This is a genomic window from Kitasatospora sp. NPDC090308 (assembly GCF_044769485.1).
Classification (GTDB): Bacteria; Actinomycetota; Actinomycetes; order Streptomycetales; family Streptomycetaceae; genus Kitasatospora; species Kitasatospora fiedleri.
Window position 1 is genome coordinate 444,994 of record NZ_JBIVXY010000003.1, and the last position, 21,053, is coordinate 466,046.

Consider the following 21,053-nt stretch of genomic DNA (forward strand, 5'->3'; position numbering starts at 1 on the left):
GTTGTGGGTGGTTGTGGGTGGTTGTGGCGCAGTGGGGTGGAGCCGGATCGAACGGGGAGGCTTAGAGCGCGTCCTCTTCGATCTTGCTGCCGCAGTAGTTGGAGACGGTGCTCCACTCGTTGAGCTCGCCCTCGTCGGTGTCGGCGACGGACAGGTTCTGCAGCTTCAGGACCTCGGACATGGTGAACTCCTCTGTTCTCGGTGGTGCGTCGACTCCCGGACGGTCGCCCGGGAGGGCAGGTGGGGCCCGGTGTCGGCACGGGCTCAGGGGCGGCCGACCGCGAGGGCCGGCAGGGTGGCGCCGGGCAGGTCCAGCGGTGCGCCGCCGGCGGTGTGGACGGCCAGCAGGACGCCGGCGGTGCCGGTGGCCAGGTCCATCGACAGGCGGTGCAGCTGGTCGCCGGCGATCGCGGTGCCGCCCCGGTACGGGACGGCGTGCCAGGCCAGCAGGCGGCGCTGGCGGGCGATCCGCTCGGCGGCGCCGGGCCGGTCGGGGTGGGCGGCGAGCAGGGCCAGCAGTCCGGCCCGGCCGTGGAACAGGCCGCCGAAGATCACCAGCCGGGCGCGGGCGGCCAGCAGGACGCCGTCCAGGGCGAGGGCGAACTCCTCCTCGTCGGGCCGGTGCCGCAGGTAGTGGCCCAGGGCCAGGCCGACTCCCGCGCTGCCGTTGCCCAGGTAGGGCAGCAGCCGGGTGCCGTCCAGCAGGTTGACCGCGCCCTCCTCGCTGGTGCGGCACTGCGCCAGGTCGGCGCGCAGCGCCCGGGCGGCCAGGTCGAGGTGGGCCGGGTCGCCGCTGTCCTGGTGCAGGTGCAGGAAGAACGCGGCGATCCCGCTCTGTCCGGTCAGCAGGCCCGCTCCGGCCGGGGTCGGGGCCGCCGGGTCGAGGGCGGCGGCCAGCCGTTCGGCGGTGCGGTCCAGGGCGTCGCGCAGGCCGCCGTCGCCGGTGGCGCGGTGCAGCCGGTGCAGGGCCAGTCCGATGCCGGCCAGGCCGCTGCGCAGCGACAGGTCGCCGGGCGGGGAAGGGTCGGGGCTGCGCCCGGCGCGCTGGAGGACGTCCAACGCCTCCTGTTCGCGGCCGAGTTCGTGCAGGACCAGGGCCGCGCCGTGCAGGCCGTCGTACAGGCCGGGGCGCAGGTCGCGGGAGCGGCGGGCGGCCCGCCACAGCCAGTCGGTGTGCTCCTCGTCGACCGGCTGCCCGGTGGCGTGCAGGGCGTGCAGGACGCCGGCCGCGCCGTGGGCCAGGGTGTAGCCGCCGTCGTTGAGACCGGCCGGGTCGCCCGGGAAGAGGCGGTCGGCGCGCTGCGGGGTGGCGGAGGCGAGGATCGCCCGGGCGAGCGCCTCGGGCAGTCCCGTGGCGTCCGGACGGTCGAAGAGCTCGTCGCCGGAGCGGTCCGCGGGGCGGTCGGGGATGCCCGGGCGGCGCAGGCCGCGCCGGACGCGTGCGGTGTGGGCGGTCGGCACGGGGAAGAACTCGGCCATGGCGTCCGCGAGTTGGTCGACCTTCGCGGGGCGCAGGTCGAGCAGCATGGTGTACGGCAGGAACAGGGCGAGCCGGATGCAGTCCAGCGCGTATCTGTCCCGTTCGAAGCCGGCCATGGCGTGCGGGGCGACGAAGCCCGGACAGGCCACGGACGGTTCGGGGTCCAGGCCGGGGCGGTGCGCGACCTCGAAGTCGACCAGACAGATCCGGCCGTCCGGGCGCAGCAGCACGTTCGCCGGGTGCAGGTCGCCGAAGGCGTACCCGCGGGCGTGCATCGCGTCGACCGCCCGCTGCAACTGGTCGAGGACGTCAAGGGCCTGCGCGGTGTAGCGGGCGAGGTCCCCGGGGGAGGGCTCGGGCCGGGTCAGCGGGTTGGAGCGCGCCAGGAACTGGCGCAGCGTCTCGCCCTCGACGTACTCCTCCGCCAGGTAGTGGTGCTCCCAGACGGTGAACTCGTCGATCAGCCGGGGCACGAACTCCAGCCCCGCCAGGGCCCGCAGGGCCCGCGCCTCGGTGCGCAGCCGGGCCACGGCGTCGGCCCCGGAGCCGTCCAGCCCCGCCAGCGGCCGGGCCTCGCGCAGCACCACCGGCGCGCCGTCGCCGTCCCGTTCCCGGGCCAGGTAGACGCCGCCGCCGTTGGAGAAGTGCAGCGCCCGCTCGATCTCGTACGGCAGCCCCGGCTGTCCGGCCGCGGCGGCCTCGTCGGCCCGCAGCTGCTCGGCGACGCACTCCGGCGGCTCCAGCCACGGCGGCAGCGCGAAGTACGGGTCGCGGCGGTCCGGGACGAGGGTGCCGTCCGGTGCCGCGATGGCCAGCACCCGCTCGCCGCCGTCCAGCGTGCACCAGCGCTCCAGGAAGCCGCCGTACCGCAGGTAGAGCGGCCCGTCCTGCCAGCGCAGGTCACCGAGCACGTACGGGGCGCGGCGGCCGGCCAGCAGCGGGCCGAGCGCGTCCAGCACGGTGCGCAGCCGGGTGTCGTCGGCCGGGTACAGCGTCATCAGCTTGCCGCTGCTGCCCCGGCGGGCGTACTTGCTGTTGTTCAGGTGGTGTATTCGGGGGTTGACCAGGAACTTGTGCGGCAGCCCGGTCTCCAGACAGTACGCCGAGACCAGGTCGATCACCTCGGCGGCCTCGGCCGGCACCGCGGAGACGTGGATCTTCCAGCCCTGGTCCGGCAGTTCGGCCTGCTCGGGGGTGAGGAAGAACCAGGACCCGTCCTCGTGGCTCCGCCAGCCCGCCGGGGCGGGACGGTCGGCGGCGGCGAACCGGCGCCTCTCGGCGCGGTCCACGGGGTGGTCGTAGAAGTGCGGATCATCCCCGGCGAACATGTGGTGATTGCGTTTCACGTCGTCCACCCCTTTCCGTGGTCGTGGATCTCGGTTTCCCTTGGTGGTGCGGATTTCCGTTCCGGAATTTCCGCTCCGGAGTTTTCCCGGCGGTTCGGGCGCCGGTTCAGGCGACGATCCAGCCCTGGTTCAGGTTGCGGCGGGTGTCACCGAGGACGCGGTCGGTGCGCTCCGCGGACTCCGGCGAGTCGGCGAGGAAGTTCGAGGTGGCGTGCATGGCGGACTCCTTGGCGAGATCGGTGGGTCACTGACCCCAGGTCACGTCGTCGGGGTGTGCGGACGGCGTGGCGGTGGGCGACGGGACGGAGGTGGCGGACACCCCCGGGCCGTCGGCCCGGGTGGCGGTGCCGTGCGGGGAGGAGAGCGCCGGGCCGGTCAGACCGACCAGTGTCGAGAGCCCGGCGACGAGCAGTCCGGCGAGCGCGGTTCGGGCCGTACGGGTGGCGTTCACGGAATTTTCTCTCCCTCGGGAAATCGATTCTGCTGCGGCATTCTCCGGCATTCTCCGGCTTTTGCGGAGTGCGGTCCGGTGCTGTCGGCATTCGCTTTCTTCGCTCTTTCTCCCCTGCCGACACCTCTACTTTGGCGTGCCCGGCGGGAGCGCGGAAGGCCGGTGGGATGGACGGATGTTGCCCTGGCACAAGTCGTCCACTCGTCCCACCCGTCACTCCTGTCCCACTGGTGCGCGGCGGCCCTCCCGCGCCCCACCGGTACCCGGACGGGGCCGCCCCGGCGACCGGCGGGAACCCGCTTGGAACCGGCTTGGAGCGCAGGTGGGCGGGGGTGGCGCGACGGCATCGCATAGGCTCGACCCCACGATGGTGCGGATCACTGTGCTCGGGACGCTGACGGCGCAAGTGGCGGGGGCCGCCACCCGGTTGGGGGGCCCGCGCCAGCGCGGCGTGCTCGCCCGACTGCTGGTCGCCCGCGGGACGGCCGTCCCCGCCGACCGGCTGATCGACGGCCTCTGGGACGGCCGCCCGCCCGCCAAGGCCGCGACCTCCCTCCAGGCGTACGTCTCCAACCTGCGCCGCCTGCTGGAACCCGAACGCGGCCCCCGGCAGGCGGCCCGCCTGCTGGTCAGCGAGGCCGGCGGCTACGCGCTGCGCGGCGTCCGCACCGACGCCCAGGACTTCGAGGACCTGCTCGACGCGGCGACGGGGGCAGCGGCAGGAGCGGGGGCGGGGACGGTGGGCGGGGCCGCCGGGGCCGAGCGGTTCCGGGCGGCGCTCGGGCTGTGGCAGGGACCGGCCTACCACGAGTTCGCCGACCGGGCCTGGGCCGCCCCCGAGATCGCCCGACTCGAGGAACTGCGCACCACCGCCCGCGAATCCGCGATCGAGGCCGACCTCGCCGCCGGTCGGGCCCGCCCCGCCGCGCAGGAGGCCGCCACCCTCGTCGAGGACCACCCGCTGCGCGAACAGACCTGGCGCCTGCTCGCCCTCGCCCTCTGGCACAGCGGCCGCCAGGCCGACGCCCTCGCCGCGATCCGCCGCGCCCGCACCTACTTCGCCACCGAGCTCGGCCTCGACCCGGGACCACTGCTCACCACCCTCGAATCCGCGATCCTGCACCAGCGCACCGACCAACTCGCCCCCGGTCAGGGCCCTTTCGCGGCCGAGACGACGACGCAGACCACCGGCCTGCCGAGCGGGGGCGGCCTGCCGGGCGGAGCCGGTGGGAGTGGCTTGATCGGCGGAGTCGGCCTGCCTGGCGCGGGCGTTGGGGTCGGTGGGGTAAGCGAGGTTGGCTTGCCTGCCAGAGCCGGTGGGGCCGACGGAGTTGGCCTGTCCGGCCTGTCCGGCTTGCCCGGCGGGGTCGGTGAGGTCGGTCTGTCCGGCGGGGTCGTTGGGGTCGGCAGCGATGGCCTGCCTGGCGCGGGCGTTGGGGTCGGTGGGGTAAGCGAGGTTGGCTTGCCTGCCAGAGCCGGTGGGGCCGACGGAGTTGGCCTCCCCGGCCTGTCCGGCTTGCCCGGCCTCCCCGGCCTGTCCGGCTTGCCCGGAGGGGTCGGCGGGATCGGTCTGTCCGGCGGGGTCGTCGGGGTCGGCGGCGATGGCGAGGTCGGCCTGCCCGGCGGAGCTGGCCTGTTCGGCGGAGGTGGCGCGGGTGCGGTGGCCGGTTCCGTCCTCGGGCCGACGCGGGCTTCCGCCTCTGCCTCCGGTCCCGCGTCCGCCTCCGGTCCCGGTCCCCTCCCCGTGCCCGCCTCCTCCTCCGCCTCCGCGTCCCTCTCCACCTCCACCTCCCTCCCCGTGCCCGCGTCCGGTCCCGCGTCCGTCTCCCTCCCCGCGTTCCTGGGTGCCGGGCCCGATCGGCCCGCCAGCGGTCGGCCGCAGGTGTTCGTCGGGCGGCGGGGCGAGTTGGCGGCGTTGCTGGGGGCGGCCGGGCGGGCGCGGGGCGGGGTGGGGTTCGCGTTGGTGAGCGGGGAGGCCGGGGTCGGGAAGTCCACGGTGCTGGGGCGGTTGCGGGAGCGGCTGGCGGCGGACGGCTGGCGGGTGCTGACCGGGCGCTGCCCGGAGAGCGCGGGGGCCCCGGCGGCCTGGGCGTGGACCGAGGTGTTGCGTGAACTCGCCTGGCACGAACCGGACACCGCCGCCGATCCGCTGCTCGCCCCGCTGCTGGCCGGGCCGGAGTTGACGGGCCGTCAGGACCCGCTGTCGGGGCGTTTCCGGCTGCACCGCGCGGTCGTCGCCCGGCTGCACGCCGCCGCCCGGACGGCGCCGCTCGCCGTGCTGCTCGACGACCTGCACGCGGCCGACCCGGAGACCCGGGAGCTGCTGGGCGAGTTGGCCGCCGACCAGGCGTCCTTCGGGGCCGGGGGCGGTCTGCTGCTGGTGGCCGCCCTGCGTCCGGGCGAGGGTGAACTCGCCGAGGTGCTGGCCCGGTTGGCCCGTCGTTCTCCGGTCCGGGTGCCGCTCGGCGGGCTCGCCGAGTCCGACGCCGGGCGGCTGATCGAGGCGGTGTGTGCCGCTCCGGTCCGTCCCGAGACCGTCCGGGCGCTGGCCGAGCGCACCGGCGGCAACCCGTTCTACCTCGCCGAGAGTGCCCAACTCCTCGCCCTGGAGGGGGAGTCGACCGCGCTGCGGCAGGTCCCGCAGGGTGTCCGGGACGTGCTGCGCCGCCGGTTCGAGCGGCTGCCCGCCCCCGCCGTCGACCTGCTGCGGCTGGCCGCCGTGGCCGGTCGGGAGAGCGACGTCGACCTGCTGCTGCGGGCCGGTGAGCAGGACGAGGACACCGCGACCGAGGCCGTCGAGGCGGCCGTCGCGGGCGGCCTGCTGCTCGAACCCCGGCCCGGCACCGTCCGGTTCGCCCACGTGCTGGTGCGCGACACCCTGTACGCCGATCTCGGCGGCCTGCGCCGGGCCCGCCTGCACGGCCGGATCGGACACGCCCTGCACGACCTGCGGCCCGGCGAACTCACCGCACTGGCCCACCACTTCACCCAGGCCGCGACCACCGCCACGGCCGCCCTCGCGGTCGACCACTGCGTCCGGGCCGCCGAGGCCGCCGAGCGGCGCTACGCCCATCCCAGCGCCGTCAGCCTGCTCCGGCAGGCCGTCGACAACCTGGACCGCGCCGCCGAACAGCCCGGCGAGGACCGCGCCGCCCGCCGGATCGAGCTGCTCGGCGCGCTGCTGCGCGCCCAGGTCCGGGCCGGGCAGGTCACCGCCGCCACCGGGACCAAGGCGCGCGCGCTCCGGCTCGCCCGGGAGAGCGGCCGGGAGGAACTGCTGATCGCCGCCTGGACCGCCTGGACCGAGCCCACCCCGTGGGTCACCCACCCGTACGGCACCTTCGACCAGGAGGCCGTCGACCAGCTGACCCGGCTGCTGCGCCGCACCGACCTGCCGCCCGCCACCCGCTGCCGCCTGCTCGACGCGCTCACCCAGGAACTCGACTGCACCGGCTCGCCGGAGGCGTTCACCGCCGGGAGCGAGGCCGTCGCGATCGCCCGCGCCGAGGGAGACCCGCTGCTGCTCTGCCTGGCGATCGCCGCCCAGGCCCGCTCCTGCGACCACGAGTTGGCGCCCATCGACCGGGCCAGGCTGGCCGCCGAACTCGCCGAGCTGGCCACCGAGCACGACCTGCCCGCCTACCGCTGGCACGCCGAGCACCTGGCCGCCACCGCCGCCGCCGTGCACGGCGACCTCCCCGCGCTGCGCCGCCACCTGGCGGCCGGCGAGGAGATCGCGCACCGCTACGGGTTGCCCGAACTCGCCGACGTGGTGCTGTTCCAGCGCGGCATGCTGGAACTCGCCGCCGGCCGCGTCGACGAGGCGGTCGCCCGCTACGAGCAGGCCCTGGCCGGTCTGCGCGCCCGCGACTCGCTGCACGCCGGCGGCCTGGCCGCGCTGATCCGGGTGGTGATCGCCCACCGGCAGGGCCGGCTGGCCGAGATGCTCCCGCTGATCGAGGAGCACCGCGCGCAGTACGGCCCGCTGGTCGCCGACGTCACCGCGCTCGCCCTGCTCGCGGCCGGGCACGGCCCGGAGGCGGCCCGGCGGGCCCGGGGCGAGCGCCGGGGAGTCCAGGCCGACTACTTCCGCTCGCTGTTCCTGCAACTGCGCGCCGACCTGGTCATCGCCCTGGACGAACGCGCCGAGGCCGCCGAACTCCTGGACGAGATGCGCCCGTTGGGCCACCTGGTGGCCGGCGCGGCGTCCACCTCGATCGCGGTCCGCCCGGTCGCCCTCACACTCGGGGAACTCGCCCGCCACCTGGGCCGCACCGCCGAGGCCGCCGAGCACTTCCGCCGGGCCGCCGAGGTCGCCCACCGCTGGGAGGCGCCGGGCTGGGAGGCCGAGGCGCGGGCGGCACTGGAGCAACTGCCGGCACCGGGGGAGCCGGGGGAGTGACCCGCGGGGCCGCCCCGAGCCGCCCGCGCCCGGGGCGGGACTTGGAGCGGCGGTGCCAAGCGGGCTCCAAGCGCCGCCTTCCACACTGGGGTCCGACACCGCGTCGACCCCTGAACGGAAGGCTTCTGCCATGTCCACACTCCTCGGCCGCCTCGGCGGGGCCGCGGCGGCCCGACCCTGGCGCACCGTCGCGGCCTGGGTGCTGCTGATCGGTGCGATCTTCGGCCTGGCGCAGGCGTTCGGCGGCGAGCCGCGGGACGACTACCGGGTGCCGGGGACGCGGTCCACGGCGGGCATGGACCTGCTGAACGCGCGCTTCCCGGAGAGCTCGGGGACCAGCGCCCGGGTGGTGGTGCACGACCGGGAAGGGAAGGCGCTGCCCGCGGCGGCGCTGGTGGGCCTGCGGGAGCGGCTCGCCGGACTGCCGCACGCGCTGTCGGTCAGCGAGCCGATACCGTCGGCGGCCGGTGACACCGCGCTGCTGACGGTCGGTTACGACGTCAAGACGACCGCGTTCAAGGGCGCGGAGGGCCTGGACGCGCTGCGCGCCGCCGCTCGGCCGACCACCGACGCCGGGTACCAGGTGGAGTTCGGCGGGGAGCTGCCGGAGAACTTCACCGCCCCCGACGGCGCGGCCGAGGCGATCGGCATGGCCGCGGCGCTGGTGATCCTGGTGGTCGCGCTCGGGACGGTGACCGCGGCGGGCCTGCCGCTGCTGGTCGCGCTGGCCGGGCTCGGCGCGGGCACCGGGCTGATCACCCTGATGGCGGCCGTCACCGGCATCAGCGACATCGCGCCCACCGTGGCGTCCATGGTCGGCCTCGGCGTCGGCATCGACTACGCGCTGCTGCTGGTCTCCCGGCACGTCGAGGGGCTGCGCCGGGGCCTGGACGGCCGGGCCGCCGCCGCCGAGGCGAACGCCACCGCCGGCTCCTCGGTGGTGGTCGCCGGGGCGACCGTGCTGGTCTCGCTGTTCGGCCTCAAGCTGGCCGGGCTGGCCACCTACGCCTCGTTCGGCTACGCGACCTTCGCCACCGTCGGCGCCGTGATGGCCGCCGCGCTCACCCTGGTCCCCGCCCTGGCCGCCCTCGCCGGACCCCGGATGCTGCGCCGCGCCGAACGCCGGACCGAACGCCGCGCCGCCGCCGCGCCCGCCGAAGCCGGAAGCACGGAGGCCGAGAGCGCCGGCCCGACCCGCACCGAGCGCTGGGCCCGGCTGATCGGCCGCCGCCCGGTCACCGCCGTCGTCCTCTCGCTGGTGGTGCTGCTCGGCCTGGCCGCGCCGGTGCTCGGCATGCGCACCTGGCCGCAGGACGCGGGCAGCCAGGCGGCCGGCAACACCACCCGCAAGGCGTACGACCTGATCGCCGGGGCGTACGGCCCCGGGGCGAACGGGCCGCTGCTGCTCGCGGTCGACCTGGAGCAGCTGCCGGAGTCCGAACTGCCCGCCCTGGAACGGAAGCTGGCGTCCGACCCGGCGGTCGCCGCGGTCCAGCCGGCCCGGCTCAGCGCGGCCCGGGACGCGGCCGTGGTCAGCGTCCAGCCGACGACCGGCCCGCAGGACCGGGCCACCGAGAAGCTGCTGAAGCGGCTGCGCGGCGGGGAACTGCCGGCCGGGGTCGAGGTCACCGGCCAGGTCGCCGCGTTCTCCGACATCTCCGACCGGCTCGCGCAGCGGCTGTGGGTGGTGATCCCGTTCGTGGTCGCGCTCTCGCTGGTCCTGCTGACCGTGCTGTTCCGGGCGCCGGTGATCGCGCTCAAGGCCGCCGCGATGAACCTGCTGTCGGTGGCCGCCGCGTACGGGGTGATGACGGCGGTCTTCCAGCACGACGCGGGCGCGAAGCTGCTCGGGCTGCCGCACGCGGTGTCGGTCTCCAGCTGGGTGCCGATCCTGATGTTCACCGTGCTGTTCGGCCTGTCGATGGACTACGAGGTGTTCCTGCTCTCCCGGGTCCGCGAGGACTGGCTGGCCACCGGCGACGCCCGCGGCAGCGTGGTGCGCGGGCTGTCCGCCACCGGGCGGGTGATCAGCAGCGCCGCCGCGATCATGGTGGCGGTCTTCACCGGCTTCGCGATCGACCCCGACATCACCGTCAAGATGATCGGCGTGGGCATGGCCGTCGCCGTCCTGGTGGACGCCACCGTGGTCCGGATGGTGCTGGTGCCCGCCACCATGACCCTGCTCGGCCGCCACAACTGGTGGCTGCCCCGCTGGCTGGACCGCCTGCTCCCCGAGCTGCGGATCGAGCCCGGCGAGACCCCGGCCCCCGCCCGGCAGCCGGTCACCGCCTGACCCCCGGGAGCCCGTCCCGCCCGCCCGCGCCCCCGCCCGCCCGCGCCCCCGTACGGCCGCGCGGGCGGGCGGCCGGTCGAAGCCAAGTGATCATGACGGCGTGTTGAAACGGACATCAGGGTACAAATCCCATCTAATACGCTCATGAGTCTCCTGCGTGAGAACGCCGTTCTCGCCCTCTTCTTCTGCCTGGGCCTCGGCTACCTGGTCGGAAAACTGCGCGTCGGACCGATCCAGCTCGGCGGCATCTGCGGAGTCCTGATCGTCTCGATGCTGGTCGGCGCCCAGCACGTCTCGGTGAACGCGGACGTCAAGAACGTGGCGTTCGCGCTGTTCATCTTCTCGCTCGGCTACATCGCCGGCCCGCAGTTCTTCGCCAACCTGAACGCCAAGGGCCTGCGCTTCGGCGTGCTGTCCGTGATGGAGGCGGTCGTCGTCGTCCTGATGGCCCTGGGCATCGCCGAGACGTTCGACCTGGACGTCGGCACCGCCGCCGGCATCCTGGCCGGCGCCGCCACCGAGTCCGCCGCCGTCGGCACCGGGCAGGACGCGATCGCCAAGCTCCCCGGCATCACCGCGGACCAGACCACCCAGCTCCAGGCGCACGTCGCCACCGCCTACTCGGTCTGCTACCTGTTCGGCCTGATCAGCATCGTCCTGCTGACCAGCCAGCTGTTCCCGATGCTGATGCGGATCAAGCTGCCCGAAGCCTCCCGCCAGGTCTGGGAGAAGATGCGCGGCGGCGGCAACGAACTCGAACCCGGCGAAGCCCCCGCGCTGCCCGCCCTGGTCGGCCGCACCTACCTGGTCTCGCAGGGCGAGGGCACCCGGGTCAGCCAGATCCAGGAGCGCTCCGGCCAGCTGGTCACCGTCGAGGCGGTCAACCGGGGCGGCAAGAAGCTCGGCGTCGACGACGACCCGGTGCTGCGCCGCGGCGACCAGGTGCTGGTGGTCGGCCGCCGGGCCGCCGTGCTGGACGCCGGGCACGAGCTCGGCCCCGAGACCAGCGGCGTCCCCGGCCTGGACAGCCCGATGGCGGTCCGCCAGGTCGTGGTCACCAACAAGGAGGTCGCCGGGCGCACCCTCAACGCCGTCCGCGACCGGGACCACGACGCCACCGGCGGCGTGTTCCTCACCGACATCCAGCGCGTCGACCACCACCTGCCCGCCGTCGGCGACACCGAGGTGCACCGCGGCGACACCCTCACCGTGATCGGCGCCCGCTCCCGGGTCGAGAAGTTCGCCGAGAAGGTCGGCGCCACCGTCCGCTCCGACACCGCCGACTACATCTACATCTCGCTCGGCATCTGCCTGGGCGTCCTGCTCGGCAAGATCGTCGTCCGCTTCGGGGACATCAGCCTGACCCTCGGCACCGGCGGCGGCTGCCTGATCTCCGGCCTGGTCTTCGGCTGGCTGCGCTCGCTGCGCCCCACCTTCGGCGCCTACCCGCCGGCCGCCGCGCAGACCATCAAGGACCTCGGCCTGGCCGTGTTCATCGCCGTCACCGGCATGGCCGCCGGCCCCGACGCCGGACCGCTGCTCAAGCAGTACCCGGTGCTGCTGCCGGTCTCCGGCATCCTGATGGTGGTCGTCCCGGCCTTCCTCGGCCTGTTCATCGGCCGCCGCCTCCTCAAGATCGAACCGCCGATCCTGGTCGGCGCGATCGCCGGACAGCAGTGCTCCACCCCCGCGATCACCGCCGTCGGCAACGCCGCGCAGAGCAGCGTCCCGATGCTCGGCTACACCATCACGTACACCATCTCCAACTTCCTACTCCCGCTGACCGGCCCGCTGTTGGTCGGCCTGGTCGGCCTGAACGGAGGGTGACGGTGGACTGGATCACCGACCACGTCTTCAAGCCGTACCCGGAACTGCTGATCTTCCTGACCATCGCGATCGGCTTCCTCGTCGGCCGGCTGCACTGGAAGGCCATCGGCCTGGGCGCGGTCACCGGCTGCCTGGTCGCCGGGCTGTTCACCGGCTGGCTGACCGACGTGCAGGTCAACGGCACCGTCAAGTCGGTGTTCTTCATCATGTTCCTGTTCGCCCTCGGCTACAAGGTCGGCCCGCAGTTCTTCCGCGGCCTGAAGAAGGACGGCCTGCCGCAGGTCGCGGTCACCCTGGCGGTCTGCCTCAGCGGCCTGGCGATCTGCTGGGGCTTCGCCGAGATGCTCGGCTACGGGCCCGGCCTGGGCGCCGGACTGCTCGGCGGCGCGCTTACCCAGTCCGCCGTGATCGGCGTCGCCCAGGACGCCATCGGCGGACTGCCCGGCCTCAGCCAGGACCAGATCACCGCCCAGCAGAACCTCGTCCCGATCGGGTACGCCGTCACCTACCCGCTCGGCACCATCCTGTGCGCGATCCTGCTGGCCAACATCGCCCCGCGCTTCCTGCACAGCGACCTCGCCGCCGACTCCCGCGAACTGGCCGCCGAACTCGACGCCCCCGCCGACGACCCCGACCTCGCCCAGGGCTACTACGAGGTCGTGCTGCGCGCCTACACCGTCGTCAACGGCCCGGCCGGCTCCACCATCGAGCAGTTCGAGCAGCGCGAGCAGGCCGCCGGGCGCCGGATCTACCTCACCCGGGTCCGCCGGGACGGCAAGATCCTCGACCACGACCAGCAGACCGTCATCGAACGCGGCGACGTGCTCGCCGTCAGCGCGATCCGCCACGACCTGGTCGAGTTCGACCCGGTCTCCGGCATCGGCCCGGAGACCGACGACGTCGAACTGCTCGGCTACCAGACCGAGCAGCTGCACGTCGTCGTCTCCGAGAAGGCCCAACTCGGCCGGACCATCGCGGACCTGCGCCGCGAACCCTTCATGGTCGGCGTCTTCGTCGACAAGGTCTACCGCTCCGGCGCCGAGTTCCCGTACCGGCTCACCACCCAGCTCGAACGCGGCGACACCCTGGTGCTGTCCGGCCCGCAGCGGCTGGTCGGGCCGGCCGGGAAGGCGATCGGCAAGCCCGTGCCGACCAGCTTCGCCACCGACATGACCTGGGTCGGCCTGGGCATCTTCCTCGGCGGCTGCATCGGCATCCCCGCGCTCACCCTCGGCGGGGTGCCGATCAGCCTCTCCACCTCCGGCGGCGCGCTGATCATGGGCCTGGTGTTCGGCTGGATCCGCGGCAAGTACCCGACCTTCGGCAACGTCCCGCCCGGCGCCCAGTGGTTCATGGACACCCTCGGCCTGTGCGCGTTCGTCGCCATCGTCGGCATCAACGCCGGACCGAGCTTCACCAGCGGCCTCTCGCAGGCCGGTTGGGGCCTGCTGGTGTGGGGCGCCGTCGCCACCGTCGTCCCGCTGGTGGTCGGCCTGCTGATCGGCCACTTCGTGTTCCGGATGCGTCCGCCGATCCTGATGGGCGTGGTGGCCGGCGCGCAGACCACCACCGCCGCGATCGGCGCCATCAACGAAGCCTCCCGCAGCCAGATCCCCACGCTCGGCTACACCATCCCGTACGCCGCAGGCAACGTCCTGCTGACCATCTGGGGCGCCGTCATCGTCGCCCTGCTCGGCTAGCCGCCTCCCCGGAAGGACCCGCACCCATGAGCAAGCCTTCGATCAGCCGTGAGGAGATCCACCGGCTCTCCCAGCTCAGCCCGTTCGAACTCAAGGGCAAGTTCATCGAACTCGCCGAGCACTACCAGGCCGACCAGCCCGGGCAGAAGGAGAAGTCCACCGCCAACATGCTCAACGCCGGACGCGGCAACCCCAACTGGGTCTGCACCGGCCCCCGCGAGGCCATGCTCGCCCTCGGCCACTTCGCGCTCAGCGAGTCCCGCCGGGTCTGGACCGCCGACAACCTCGGCGGCATGCCCGAGCAGACCGGCATCGCCGGACGCTACGACCACTTCGCCCGCTCGCACCCCGAACTGCCCGGCATCGACCTGCTCACCGCCTCCGTCGGCCTCGCCGTCGACCGCTTCGACCTCGACCGCGACGCCCTCCTGCACGAACTCGCGGACGCCGCCATCGGCGACAACTACCCCGTCCCCGACCGGATGCTGACCTGCGCCGAACAGATCGTCACCGGCTACCTGCAGGACGAGCTGATGGACCGCCGGCCCCCCGAGGGCGCCCTCGACCTGTTCGCCACCGAGGGCGGCACCGCCGCCATGTGCTACATCTTCGACTCCCTGACGAAGAACGGCATCCTGCACAAGGGCGACAAGATCGCCCTGATGGTGCCGGTCTTCACCCCCTACATCGAGATCCCCGAACTCGACACCTACGAGTTCGAGGTGGTCCAGGTCCAGGCGTCCTCCTTCGCCGAGGCCGGCGTGCGCGAATGGCGCTACCCCACCGAGGAGGTCGCCAAGCTCGCCGACCCCGCCGTCAAACTGGTCTGCCTGGTCAACCCCAGCAACCCGCCCTCCCTGGCGCTCTCCCAGCGGGTCACCGACCAGATCAAGTCCATCGTCGCCACCGACAACCCGGGCCTGATCATCGTCACCGACGACGTCTACGGCACCTTCGTCGACCACTTCCGCAGCATCGCCGCCGACCTGCCCCGCAACACCCTGCTCGTCTACTCCTACTCCAAGCACTACGGCTGCACCGGCCACCGCCTCGGCGTCATCGGCCTCCAGCGCGACAACGTCATCGACGACGCGCTCGCCGCCCTCCCGCAGACCGAGAAGGACCGGCTCGCCAAGCGCTACGGCAGCCTCAGCCTCGACCCGGCGGGCATCCGCTTCATCGACCGGCTGGTCGCCGACTCCCGGCAGGTCGCCCTCAACCACACCGCCGGGCTCTCCCTCCCGCAGCAGGCCCAGCTCACCCTGTTCTCGCTCTTCGCGATGCTCCCCGAGGGCAAGGCGTACAAGGCCAAGGTGCAGTCCATCGTCAAGCAGCGCCTCGACCTGCTGCTCGAAGGGTCCGGGATGAAGATCTCCGAGGACCCGAAGCGGGCCGGCTACTACGTCGAACTCGACCTGCTCGCCGAGGCCGAACGCACCTCCGGGACCGAGTTCGCCACCTACCTGCGGCAGAACTACGAACCCACCGAACCCCTCTTCCGCCTCGCCGAACAGACCGGCGTCGTCCTGCTCAACGGCGGCGGCTTCGACGGCCCCGAGTGGTCCGTCCGGGTCTCCCTGGCCAACCTCGACGACCTCGACTACCTCAAGATCGGCCACCACCTGAAGACCATCTTCGACGACTACCGCGCGGAGTGGCAGGCCGCCGAAGGCCGTTGACGTCCCCGCCCCGTCCGGGGTCCGTCGGGGGTCCGCCCGGGGTCCGCCCGGGTTTGTCCCGGGCGGGGCGGGCGGCGCATGCTGGAAGGGCGACCGGGGCGAGCCGGCCCCGAGGAGTGCGCCACGGAGATGCGCCATGGAGACCACGGAGACCAGGGCAGCGAACGGGGTGGTGGTAGGGGTCGACGGGTCGGTGCCCGCCGCCGAAGCGGCGGAGTGGGCCGCCCGGGAGGCCGAGCGGCGGGGGGTGGGGCTGCACCTGGTGCACGCCGTCAACACCGGGACGGTGACGCTCTCGCCGCGCACCGGGACCACCGTCACCGACCTGATCCTGCGCGAGGCCGCCGAACTGCTGGAGGCGGTGCGGGCCACCCTGGCGGCCGCCCACCCCGGGCTGCGGATCACCGGCGACGTGGTGCCGCGCGAGGCCGGGGACGCGGTGCTGACCGCCGCCGAGCACGCCTCGCTCGCGGTGCTCGGGACCAGGGGCCACGGCGGGTTCGCCTCGCTGCTGCTGGGCTCGGTCAGCCTGCGGGTCGCCGCCCACGCCGCCTGCCCGGTCACGGTGGTGCGCGCCGCCGGCCACCCCGACGGGCCGGTGCTGGTCGCCCTCCACGACGAGCGCGACACCGCCGCGCTGCGCTTCGGCTGCGAGACCGCCGCCCGCCGGGGCCTGCCGGTGCGGGCCGTGCACACCTGGTCGCCGGTGGTCGCCGACGTCGGGCGGATGGCGCCCATGGTCGACGAGTTGGGGGAGGAGGCCCGGCTGCACGAGCAGCTGCTGCGCCGCACCTGCGACCCGGTCCGCGAGGAGTACCCGGGCGTCGAGGTGGAGAGCCACCAGGTGACGGGTTCCGCCGCCGCGACCGTGGTCGAGGAGTCCCGGACCGCCGCCCTGGTGGTGCTCTCCCGGCACGAGCCCGCGCCGCGCTTCGGCCTGCGGCTGGCGACCCCCGTGCACGCCGTCCTGCACCACGCGCACTGCCCGGTGGCGGTCGTCCCGGTGTGACGGCGGGCGGGGGGACGGGGGACGGGGGATGGGGGATGGGGGATGGGGCGGGCGGGGTGACGGCGCGTCAGGCGGGCGGGAGGAGCGGTCCGACGAGGCGGCGGACGACGGTGCCGGCGAGCGCGGCGGCCGTGGCGGGGGGCGGGTCGCCGACGGCCCAGGTCTCGACGGCCAGGCGCATCGCGGTGCTCGCGGCGGCGGCCGGCAGCCGGACGTCCAAGTCCTCCGGGTCCAGCCCGGTGAGCCGGGCCAGCGCGGGGCGCAGCGCGGTCTCGGCGTCGTGGTGGACCCGGTGCCAGACGTCGCGCAGCGCCGGGTCCCGGGGCATGGCGCGCAGCAGGCCGCGGGTCCGCTCCAGGGACTCGGCGGCCGGGCCGGGCGCGGGGGCCAGGGCGGCGCGGGCGGAGTCCAGCAGGGCGGTGAGCGCCGGGGTGCCGGGGGCGGTGGCGGCGAGCAGGGCGACCCACCGGCGGAGTGCCTCGGCGAGCAGCGGGGCGACCGCGTCCTCCTTGGCGCGGAAGTAGCGGTAGAAGGTGCGCAGCGAGACGCCGCAGCCGCGGGCGATGTCCTCGGCGGTGGTGCCCTCGGCGCCGTGCTCGGCGAACAGGCGGGCGGCGGTGAGGGCGATCTCCTGCTGGGTGGCGGCCTTGCGGCGCTCGGTGAGGGAGAGCGGCGGCGGGGCGGGGACCGGACGGGCCGGGCGGGTCGGCCGGGCGGGATCGTGGGACTCGGACATCTGTCTCCCCCGGTGCGTGGTCGTGCGGTCGGACGGCTGCGCGGACGGCTGCGCGGGCGGCGGGGCGGACGGTGGTGCGGGCGGTCGCGCGGGCGGGTCACCAGCCTAGCCGGGGGGTGGCACGGGGTGCGGAGTTGGCGCAACGTGCCAGCCGGTCGTGCCGTGCGCTTCGGCGGCCCCACCCCCGAGGCCGTTCCCCCGTCCCGGGGCGCGGAACCGCGGGACCGGGTCCGGGCGTCACCCCGGCGGCGGGCATACTGCTCGCCGTGCGCGGGTATCCGCGCGTGCACGCACCGCCACGCCCGCGCCGGGCGGCGGGCACCGCGAGCGGAAGACACGGGGACCACGGGGCATGGGGCTGACCAGCACGACGCTGCTGCTGTTCACGATCGAGGTCGCGGTGGCGGCGCTGGGGGCGACCGTCTGGTGGTGGCCCGCCCTCGCCCGGCGGCACTGGCGGGCGGTGCTCGGGCGGGTCGGGATGCTGCTGGGCAGCCAGCTCGCGCTGCTCGCCGTGATCGGCCTGCTGGCGAACAACTACTTCTCGTTCTACAGCAGTTGGAACGACCTGCTGGGCACCGGCCAGGACGCCCCGGTCTCCGTGCGGGCCGCCGCCGCGCCCGCCGCCCCGGCCGCCCCGGCCCCGTCCGCCGCCCCGTCGACCGAGCCGGACCCGCCGAACCTCCCCGTCCTGCCCGCCCAGGAGACCGGCCGCGAGCCGGTCAACACCGGCGGCCCGCTCGACCCCGGGCGGGTCGGCGAGATCCGCGCGGTGCGGATTCCCGGCGCCCGCACCGGCCTGAGCACCGACGGGTACGTCTACCTGCCGCCGCAGTACTTCCAGCCCGGCAACGAGCAGCGGAAGTTCCCGGCGGTCATCGCGATGACCGGCTTCCCCGGCGACGCCAAGGCGCTGATCACCCGCTTCAACTACCCGGGCGTCGCGCTCGACGAGATCCGGGCCGGACGGATGCAGCCCACCGTCCTGGTGCTGATGCGCCCCTCGCCCGCGATGCCCGCCGACCCCGAGTGCGAGAACGTCCCCGGCGGGACGCAGGCCGAGACGTACTTCGCCAAGGACGTCCCGCGCGCGATCGGCGCGACCTACCGCACCGCCGACGGCCCCGGCGGCTGGGGCGTGATGGGCAACTCCACCGGCGGCTACTGCGCCGCCAAGCTCGCCATGCGCCACCCCGAGGTGTTCGCGGGCGGCGTCTCCATCTCCGGCTACCTGAAGGCCGCCGAGGACGTCACCACCGGCGACCTGTTCCAGGGCAGCGGGCGGCGCCGCGACGAGGCCGACCTGCTCTGGCGGCTGCGGAACCTGCCGATGCCCGCCACCGGAGTCATGCTCAGCGGGGCGGAGAAGGGCGACGGGGACTTCCGCGCCGAGGCCGACGCGTTCACCGCCGCCGCCGGGCCGCCGCTGACCACCGCGGTGGCCTCCGTCCCCGAGGGCGGGCACAACTACACGACGTGGATCAAGCTGCTGCCGGCCGGCTTCCGGTTCCTGTCGCAGCGCCTGAAAGCCTGAGAGCCTGAAAGCCTGAAGCCGGGGCCGGGAGGGGGGGCGGTCCGGGGCCGGTCCGGGGCCGGTGGGGGTCAGGCCGGGGTGAGGGTGCCGGTGTGCAGCTCGCCGACCCGGCCGGTCTCGCCCTCCCAGGTCCAGAAGACCTTGACGGTCAGGGCGGTGAGGTCCATGACGTGGCTGACGGTGATGCCGCTGCGCTCCGTCCAGGAGACGAACCAGACGCCGGGGGCGACGGCCGCGACGTGCAGCGGGACGTCCTCGTACTGGCCGGCCGACTCGCCGAGGCCCTCCCAGCGCAGCCGGGTGCCGTCCGCGGAGTACGAGTTGCGGAAGGAGGCGCCGTTGTCGACCTCGAAGAGGTAGGTGCGGCCGGCGAAGCCCGGCAGGGGGGCGTTCATGGAGGTCCTTCGGGCGGTCGGAGCGGCGGGCGGGTGCGGCCGGATCGGCCGCACCCGCCCAACCTATCGGACCGGGGGTCGGGTCAGCAGCCGAAGTCGACGCGGCGGAACGTCACGTAGTGGTCGGCCGTGTAGTAGTCCTCGTGGTGGACCTTGCCGGTGATGATCCGCCGGGTGCCGCGGGTCGAGCTGCCCGGGGTGATCACGGTGTACTCGTGGTAATAGCCGGAGGACTGCGCGGGCAGCACGCCCTCGCGGTTCTGGAACACCACGCCGTCCTGCGAGTACGGGAACGGCCCGCCCGCGTCGATCAGGCGGATGGTGTCGCGGCCCTGGCTGGGCAGCGCCGAGTAGCAGATGTTCCCGCTGACGGCGGCGTGGGCCTGGCCGGTGGCCACGGCGGCGGGGGCGAGGGTCAGCAGGCCGAGGGCGGCGACCGAGACGGCACGGATCTTCAACGCGCGTAGAGTCATTCGCATGCCAGCAGTGTGACGCCGGCCGGACCCCGGCGGAACCCTTGGCGCGAACACTTCACTTTCGGGTAACTGGCCTGGAACCCGGCCGACTTGTGCCGTACCGCCGCCAGTGGCGTCCCCGCCGTGCGGTCCTGACATCCGGGCACCGGCCGGGCCGCCGCCCGGTCGGGGTGACGGAGCGTGGTGTGAGAGTGCTCTCAGCCGGGCGGAGGCCCTTGGAGACAAAGCGACAATCTGCCTAGCCTGCGGGGGCGCCCCCGACCGGGCGCACCCGCCGTCGGGACGCCGAGTCCCGCCCGACCGACGGCGTCTTCCCACAGCACACACGGGCGGGAGCGGGGGACCCACGGCAGTACGCCCTGCCCTGCCCCCGCCCTGTTCGGCGGCGGGACGGGCGCGGCTCGGGGTGAAGCCGCGCACCCGCGCGCGGCCGGGCGGCCTCAGCGCCCGAACCCGACAGCTCACCTCGCAGGCGTCGCGGAGGACCCCACCCCATGCGACCCACCACCCTTGCCACCCCCGCCCGCCTCGGCGTGCTGGCCGGTGCCGCCGCGCTGGTCGGCGTACCGCTGGCCGCCGCCGGACCGGCCGGTGCCGCCACCGCCACCACCGTCGTCCAGGACCGGCTCGCCCCGGCCGGGATGACCGCCGGCACCGCGAGCACCGCCTCGCTCACCCTGCACGCGAACCGCTGCTTCACCGCGAAGACCGTCGGCGTCGGCATCCGCGACGCGGCCGGCGCGAACCTGGACTTCCCGGGCAGCGCGAGCAACGTCCGGGTCTGCCCCGGCGGCACCACCGTCACCACCGCCGCCCGCACGCTCCCGGCCGGCAGCTACACCCAGTTCGGGTTCTGGCAGGACACGGCGGGCGGCTGGCACAACCTGCCCGCGCGGACGCTGACCGTGGCGGGCGCCACGGCCACGCCGACGCCCAAGCCCACCCCGACGCCCACCTCGACCCCGACGCCGAACCCCGGCACGCCGACGCCGACCCCGACGCCCGCGCCCAGCGCGGTGCCCGTCCCCGGCAAGGCGCTGACCTGGTCGGAGGAGTTCTCCGGGCCGATCGCCTGGGGAAGCAAGTGGACCGGTGACCGCAGCAGCGCCTACCGCTACGGCAGCCACAACCCCGACGACAACAAGCTGGACTGGCTCGCCCCGTCCGCCGTCACCGTCTCCGGCGGCGTCGCCACCTTCACCGCCACCCCCTCCGCGCACACCCTGGAGAACGGCAAGCAGGCGTGGGACACCGGCCTGCTCACCACCGAGTACAGCAAGGACGGCTTCCAGGTCCGCACCGGCGACTACATCGAGGCCCGGGTGAAGCTGCCCACCGGCGGCGGCGCCTGGCCCGCGCTGTGGACCTGGAAGGACGGCAACAACGAGATCGACAGCTTCGAGTACCACCCCGACAACCCGAACCTGCTGGAGCTCTCCAACCGGATCCGCTCCGGCCTGAACTACCACACCGACGCGAACGCCGTCGCCCCCGACCGCTGGGTCACCATCGGCACCTACTACGGCGCCGACTCGGTCGACTGGTACGTCAACGGGGCGAAGGTGTTCTCCGACGGCACCGGCGTCGGCGCGAACTGGTCGGCCTACCCCATCCTCAACCTGTCGCTCAGCGCCGGGCAGTACCACCCGGCGGCGAGCGGCAGCGCGCCGGTCTCGTTCAGCGCCGACTACCTGCGGGTCTACCGCTGACGGTCGCCGGCCCCTG

The 21,053-nt window shown here is 74.4% G+C and carries 14 protein-coding genes; 8 read left to right on the forward strand and 6 right to left on the reverse strand.

Annotation, left to right across the window (positions count from 1 at the left end; genetic code table 11):
- Nucleotides 1-61: 61 nt before the first annotated feature.
- The 3 genes from ACIQVD_RS09530 to ACIQVD_RS09540 form a co-directional block, all read right to left on the reverse strand.
- On the reverse strand, nucleotides 62-181 hold the full coding sequence (locus ACIQVD_RS09530; protein WP_199847198.1) for a class III lanthipeptide: 120 nt from the start codon (nucleotides 179-181) through the stop codon (nucleotides 62-64).
- Nucleotides 182-264: 83 nt separating this feature from the next.
- On the reverse strand, nucleotides 265-2,826 hold the full coding sequence (gene lanKC, locus ACIQVD_RS09535) for a class III lanthionine synthetase LanKC (protein WP_402287341.1): 2,562 nt from the start codon (nucleotides 2,824-2,826) through the stop codon (nucleotides 265-267).
- A 244-nt stretch (nucleotides 2,827-3,070) separates the two neighbouring features.
- Nucleotides 3,071-3,277, reverse strand: coding sequence for a hypothetical protein (locus tag ACIQVD_RS09540; protein ID WP_402287343.1), 207 nt, complete (start codon nucleotides 3,275-3,277; stop codon nucleotides 3,071-3,073).
- 367 nt (nucleotides 3,278-3,644) lie between these two features.
- Between ACIQVD_RS09540 and ACIQVD_RS09545 the strand changes: the two genes are divergently transcribed.
- The 6 genes from ACIQVD_RS09545 to ACIQVD_RS09570 all read left to right on the forward strand — a co-directional run bounded on the left by ACIQVD_RS09545 (nucleotide 3,645) and on the right by ACIQVD_RS09570 (nucleotide 16,187).
- On the forward strand, nucleotides 3,645-7,679 hold the full coding sequence (locus ACIQVD_RS09545) for a BTAD domain-containing putative transcriptional regulator (protein WP_402287345.1): 4,035 nt from the start codon (nucleotides 3,645-3,647) through the stop codon (nucleotides 7,677-7,679).
- A gap of 130 nt (nucleotides 7,680-7,809) precedes the next feature.
- Nucleotides 7,810-9,972 (forward strand): MMPL family transporter, encoded by a 2,163-nt coding sequence (locus ACIQVD_RS09550; protein ID WP_402287348.1) that lies wholly within the window; start codon nucleotides 7,810-7,812, stop codon nucleotides 9,970-9,972.
- A gap of 144 nt (nucleotides 9,973-10,116) precedes the next feature.
- Nucleotides 10,117-11,799: an aspartate-alanine antiporter gene (aspT, locus tag ACIQVD_RS09555; RefSeq protein WP_400679016.1), complete on the forward strand. Its 1,683-nt coding sequence runs from the start codon at nucleotides 10,117-10,119 to the stop codon at nucleotides 11,797-11,799.
- Between the two features lie 2 nt (nucleotides 11,800-11,801).
- Nucleotides 11,802-13,499, forward strand: a complete 1,698-nt coding sequence (aspT, locus tag ACIQVD_RS09560; RefSeq protein WP_400679017.1) for an aspartate-alanine antiporter — start codon at nucleotides 11,802-11,804, stop codon at nucleotides 13,497-13,499.
- Between the two features lie 26 nt (nucleotides 13,500-13,525).
- Complete coding sequence (locus tag ACIQVD_RS09565; RefSeq protein ID WP_400679019.1) at nucleotides 13,526-15,178, forward strand: bifunctional aspartate transaminase/aspartate 4-decarboxylase; 1,653 nt, start codon at nucleotides 13,526-13,528, stop codon at nucleotides 15,176-15,178.
- 136 nt (nucleotides 15,179-15,314) lie between these two features.
- Entirely contained in the window at nucleotides 15,315-16,187 is an 873-nt protein-coding gene (locus tag ACIQVD_RS09570; RefSeq protein WP_402287351.1) for a universal stress protein, read from the forward strand.
- Between the two features lie 67 nt (nucleotides 16,188-16,254).
- Here ACIQVD_RS09570 and ACIQVD_RS09575 read toward each other — a convergent pair whose 3' ends face one another.
- Nucleotides 16,255-16,923 carry a TetR/AcrR family transcriptional regulator gene (locus tag ACIQVD_RS09575; RefSeq protein ID WP_402287354.1) on the reverse strand — a complete coding sequence of 223 codons (669 nt, stop codon included), beginning with the start codon at nucleotides 16,921-16,923 and terminating at the stop codon, nucleotides 16,255-16,257.
- 352 nt (nucleotides 16,924-17,275) lie between these two features.
- Between ACIQVD_RS09575 and ACIQVD_RS09580 the strand changes: the two genes are divergently transcribed.
- Nucleotides 17,276-18,457: an alpha/beta hydrolase gene (locus ACIQVD_RS09580; protein WP_402287356.1), complete on the forward strand. Its 1,182-nt coding sequence runs from the start codon at nucleotides 17,276-17,278 to the stop codon at nucleotides 18,455-18,457.
- Nucleotides 18,458-18,525: 68 nt separating this feature from the next.
- Here the strand turns inward: ACIQVD_RS09580 and ACIQVD_RS09585 are convergent, their stop codons facing one another.
- Nucleotides 18,526-18,852: a MoaF-related domain-containing protein gene (locus tag ACIQVD_RS09585; RefSeq protein ID WP_030460502.1), complete on the reverse strand. Its 327-nt coding sequence runs from the start codon at nucleotides 18,850-18,852 to the stop codon at nucleotides 18,526-18,528.
- A gap of 83 nt (nucleotides 18,853-18,935) precedes the next feature.
- Nucleotides 18,936-19,331 (reverse strand): ribonuclease domain-containing protein, encoded by a 396-nt coding sequence (locus ACIQVD_RS09590; protein ID WP_400679025.1) that lies wholly within the window; start codon nucleotides 19,329-19,331, stop codon nucleotides 18,936-18,938.
- A gap of 491 nt (nucleotides 19,332-19,822) precedes the next feature.
- On the opposite strand from ACIQVD_RS09590, the gene ACIQVD_RS09595 reads away from it, so the two are divergent.
- Complete coding sequence (locus ACIQVD_RS09595) at nucleotides 19,823-21,037, forward strand: hypothetical protein (protein ID WP_402287360.1); 1,215 nt, start codon at nucleotides 19,823-19,825, stop codon at nucleotides 21,035-21,037.
- The last annotated feature ends 16 nt before the right edge of the window (nucleotides 21,038-21,053 follow it).

Bases quoted from the DNA above. Each gene is read 5' to 3' on its own strand.
- ACIQVD_RS09530 (WP_199847198.1), bottom strand. From the start codon at position 181: ATGTCCGAGGTCCTGAAGCTGCAGAACCTGTCCGTCGCCGACACCGAC.
- ACIQVD_RS09545 (WP_402287345.1), top strand. From the start codon at position 3,645: ATGGTGCGGATCACTGTGCTCGGGACGCTGACGGCGCAAGTGGCGGGG.
- ACIQVD_RS09550 (WP_402287348.1), top strand. From the start codon at position 7,810: ATGTCCACACTCCTCGGCCGCCTCGGCGGGGCCGCGGCGGCCCGACCC.
- aspT (WP_400679016.1), top strand. From the start codon at position 10,117: ATGAGTCTCCTGCGTGAGAACGCCGTTCTCGCCCTCTTCTTCTGCCTG.
- ACIQVD_RS09565 (WP_400679019.1), top strand. From the start codon at position 13,526: ATGAGCAAGCCTTCGATCAGCCGTGAGGAGATCCACCGGCTCTCCCAG.
- ACIQVD_RS09570 (WP_402287351.1), top strand. From the start codon at position 15,315: ATGGAGACCACGGAGACCAGGGCAGCGAACGGGGTGGTGGTAGGGGTC.
- ACIQVD_RS09575 (WP_402287354.1), bottom strand. From the start codon at position 16,923: ATGTCCGAGTCCCACGATCCCGCCCGGCCGACCCGCCCGGCCCGTCCG.
- ACIQVD_RS09580 (WP_402287356.1), top strand. From the start codon at position 17,276: ATGGGGCTGACCAGCACGACGCTGCTGCTGTTCACGATCGAGGTCGCG.
- ACIQVD_RS09585 (WP_030460502.1), bottom strand. From the start codon at position 18,852: ATGAACGCCCCCCTGCCGGGCTTCGCCGGCCGCACCTACCTCTTCGAG.
- ACIQVD_RS09590 (WP_400679025.1), bottom strand. From the start codon at position 19,331: ATGCGAATGACTCTACGCGCGTTGAAGATCCGTGCCGTCTCGGTCGCC.
- ACIQVD_RS09595 (WP_402287360.1), top strand. From the start codon at position 19,823: ATGCGACCCACCACCCTTGCCACCCCCGCCCGCCTCGGCGTGCTGGCC.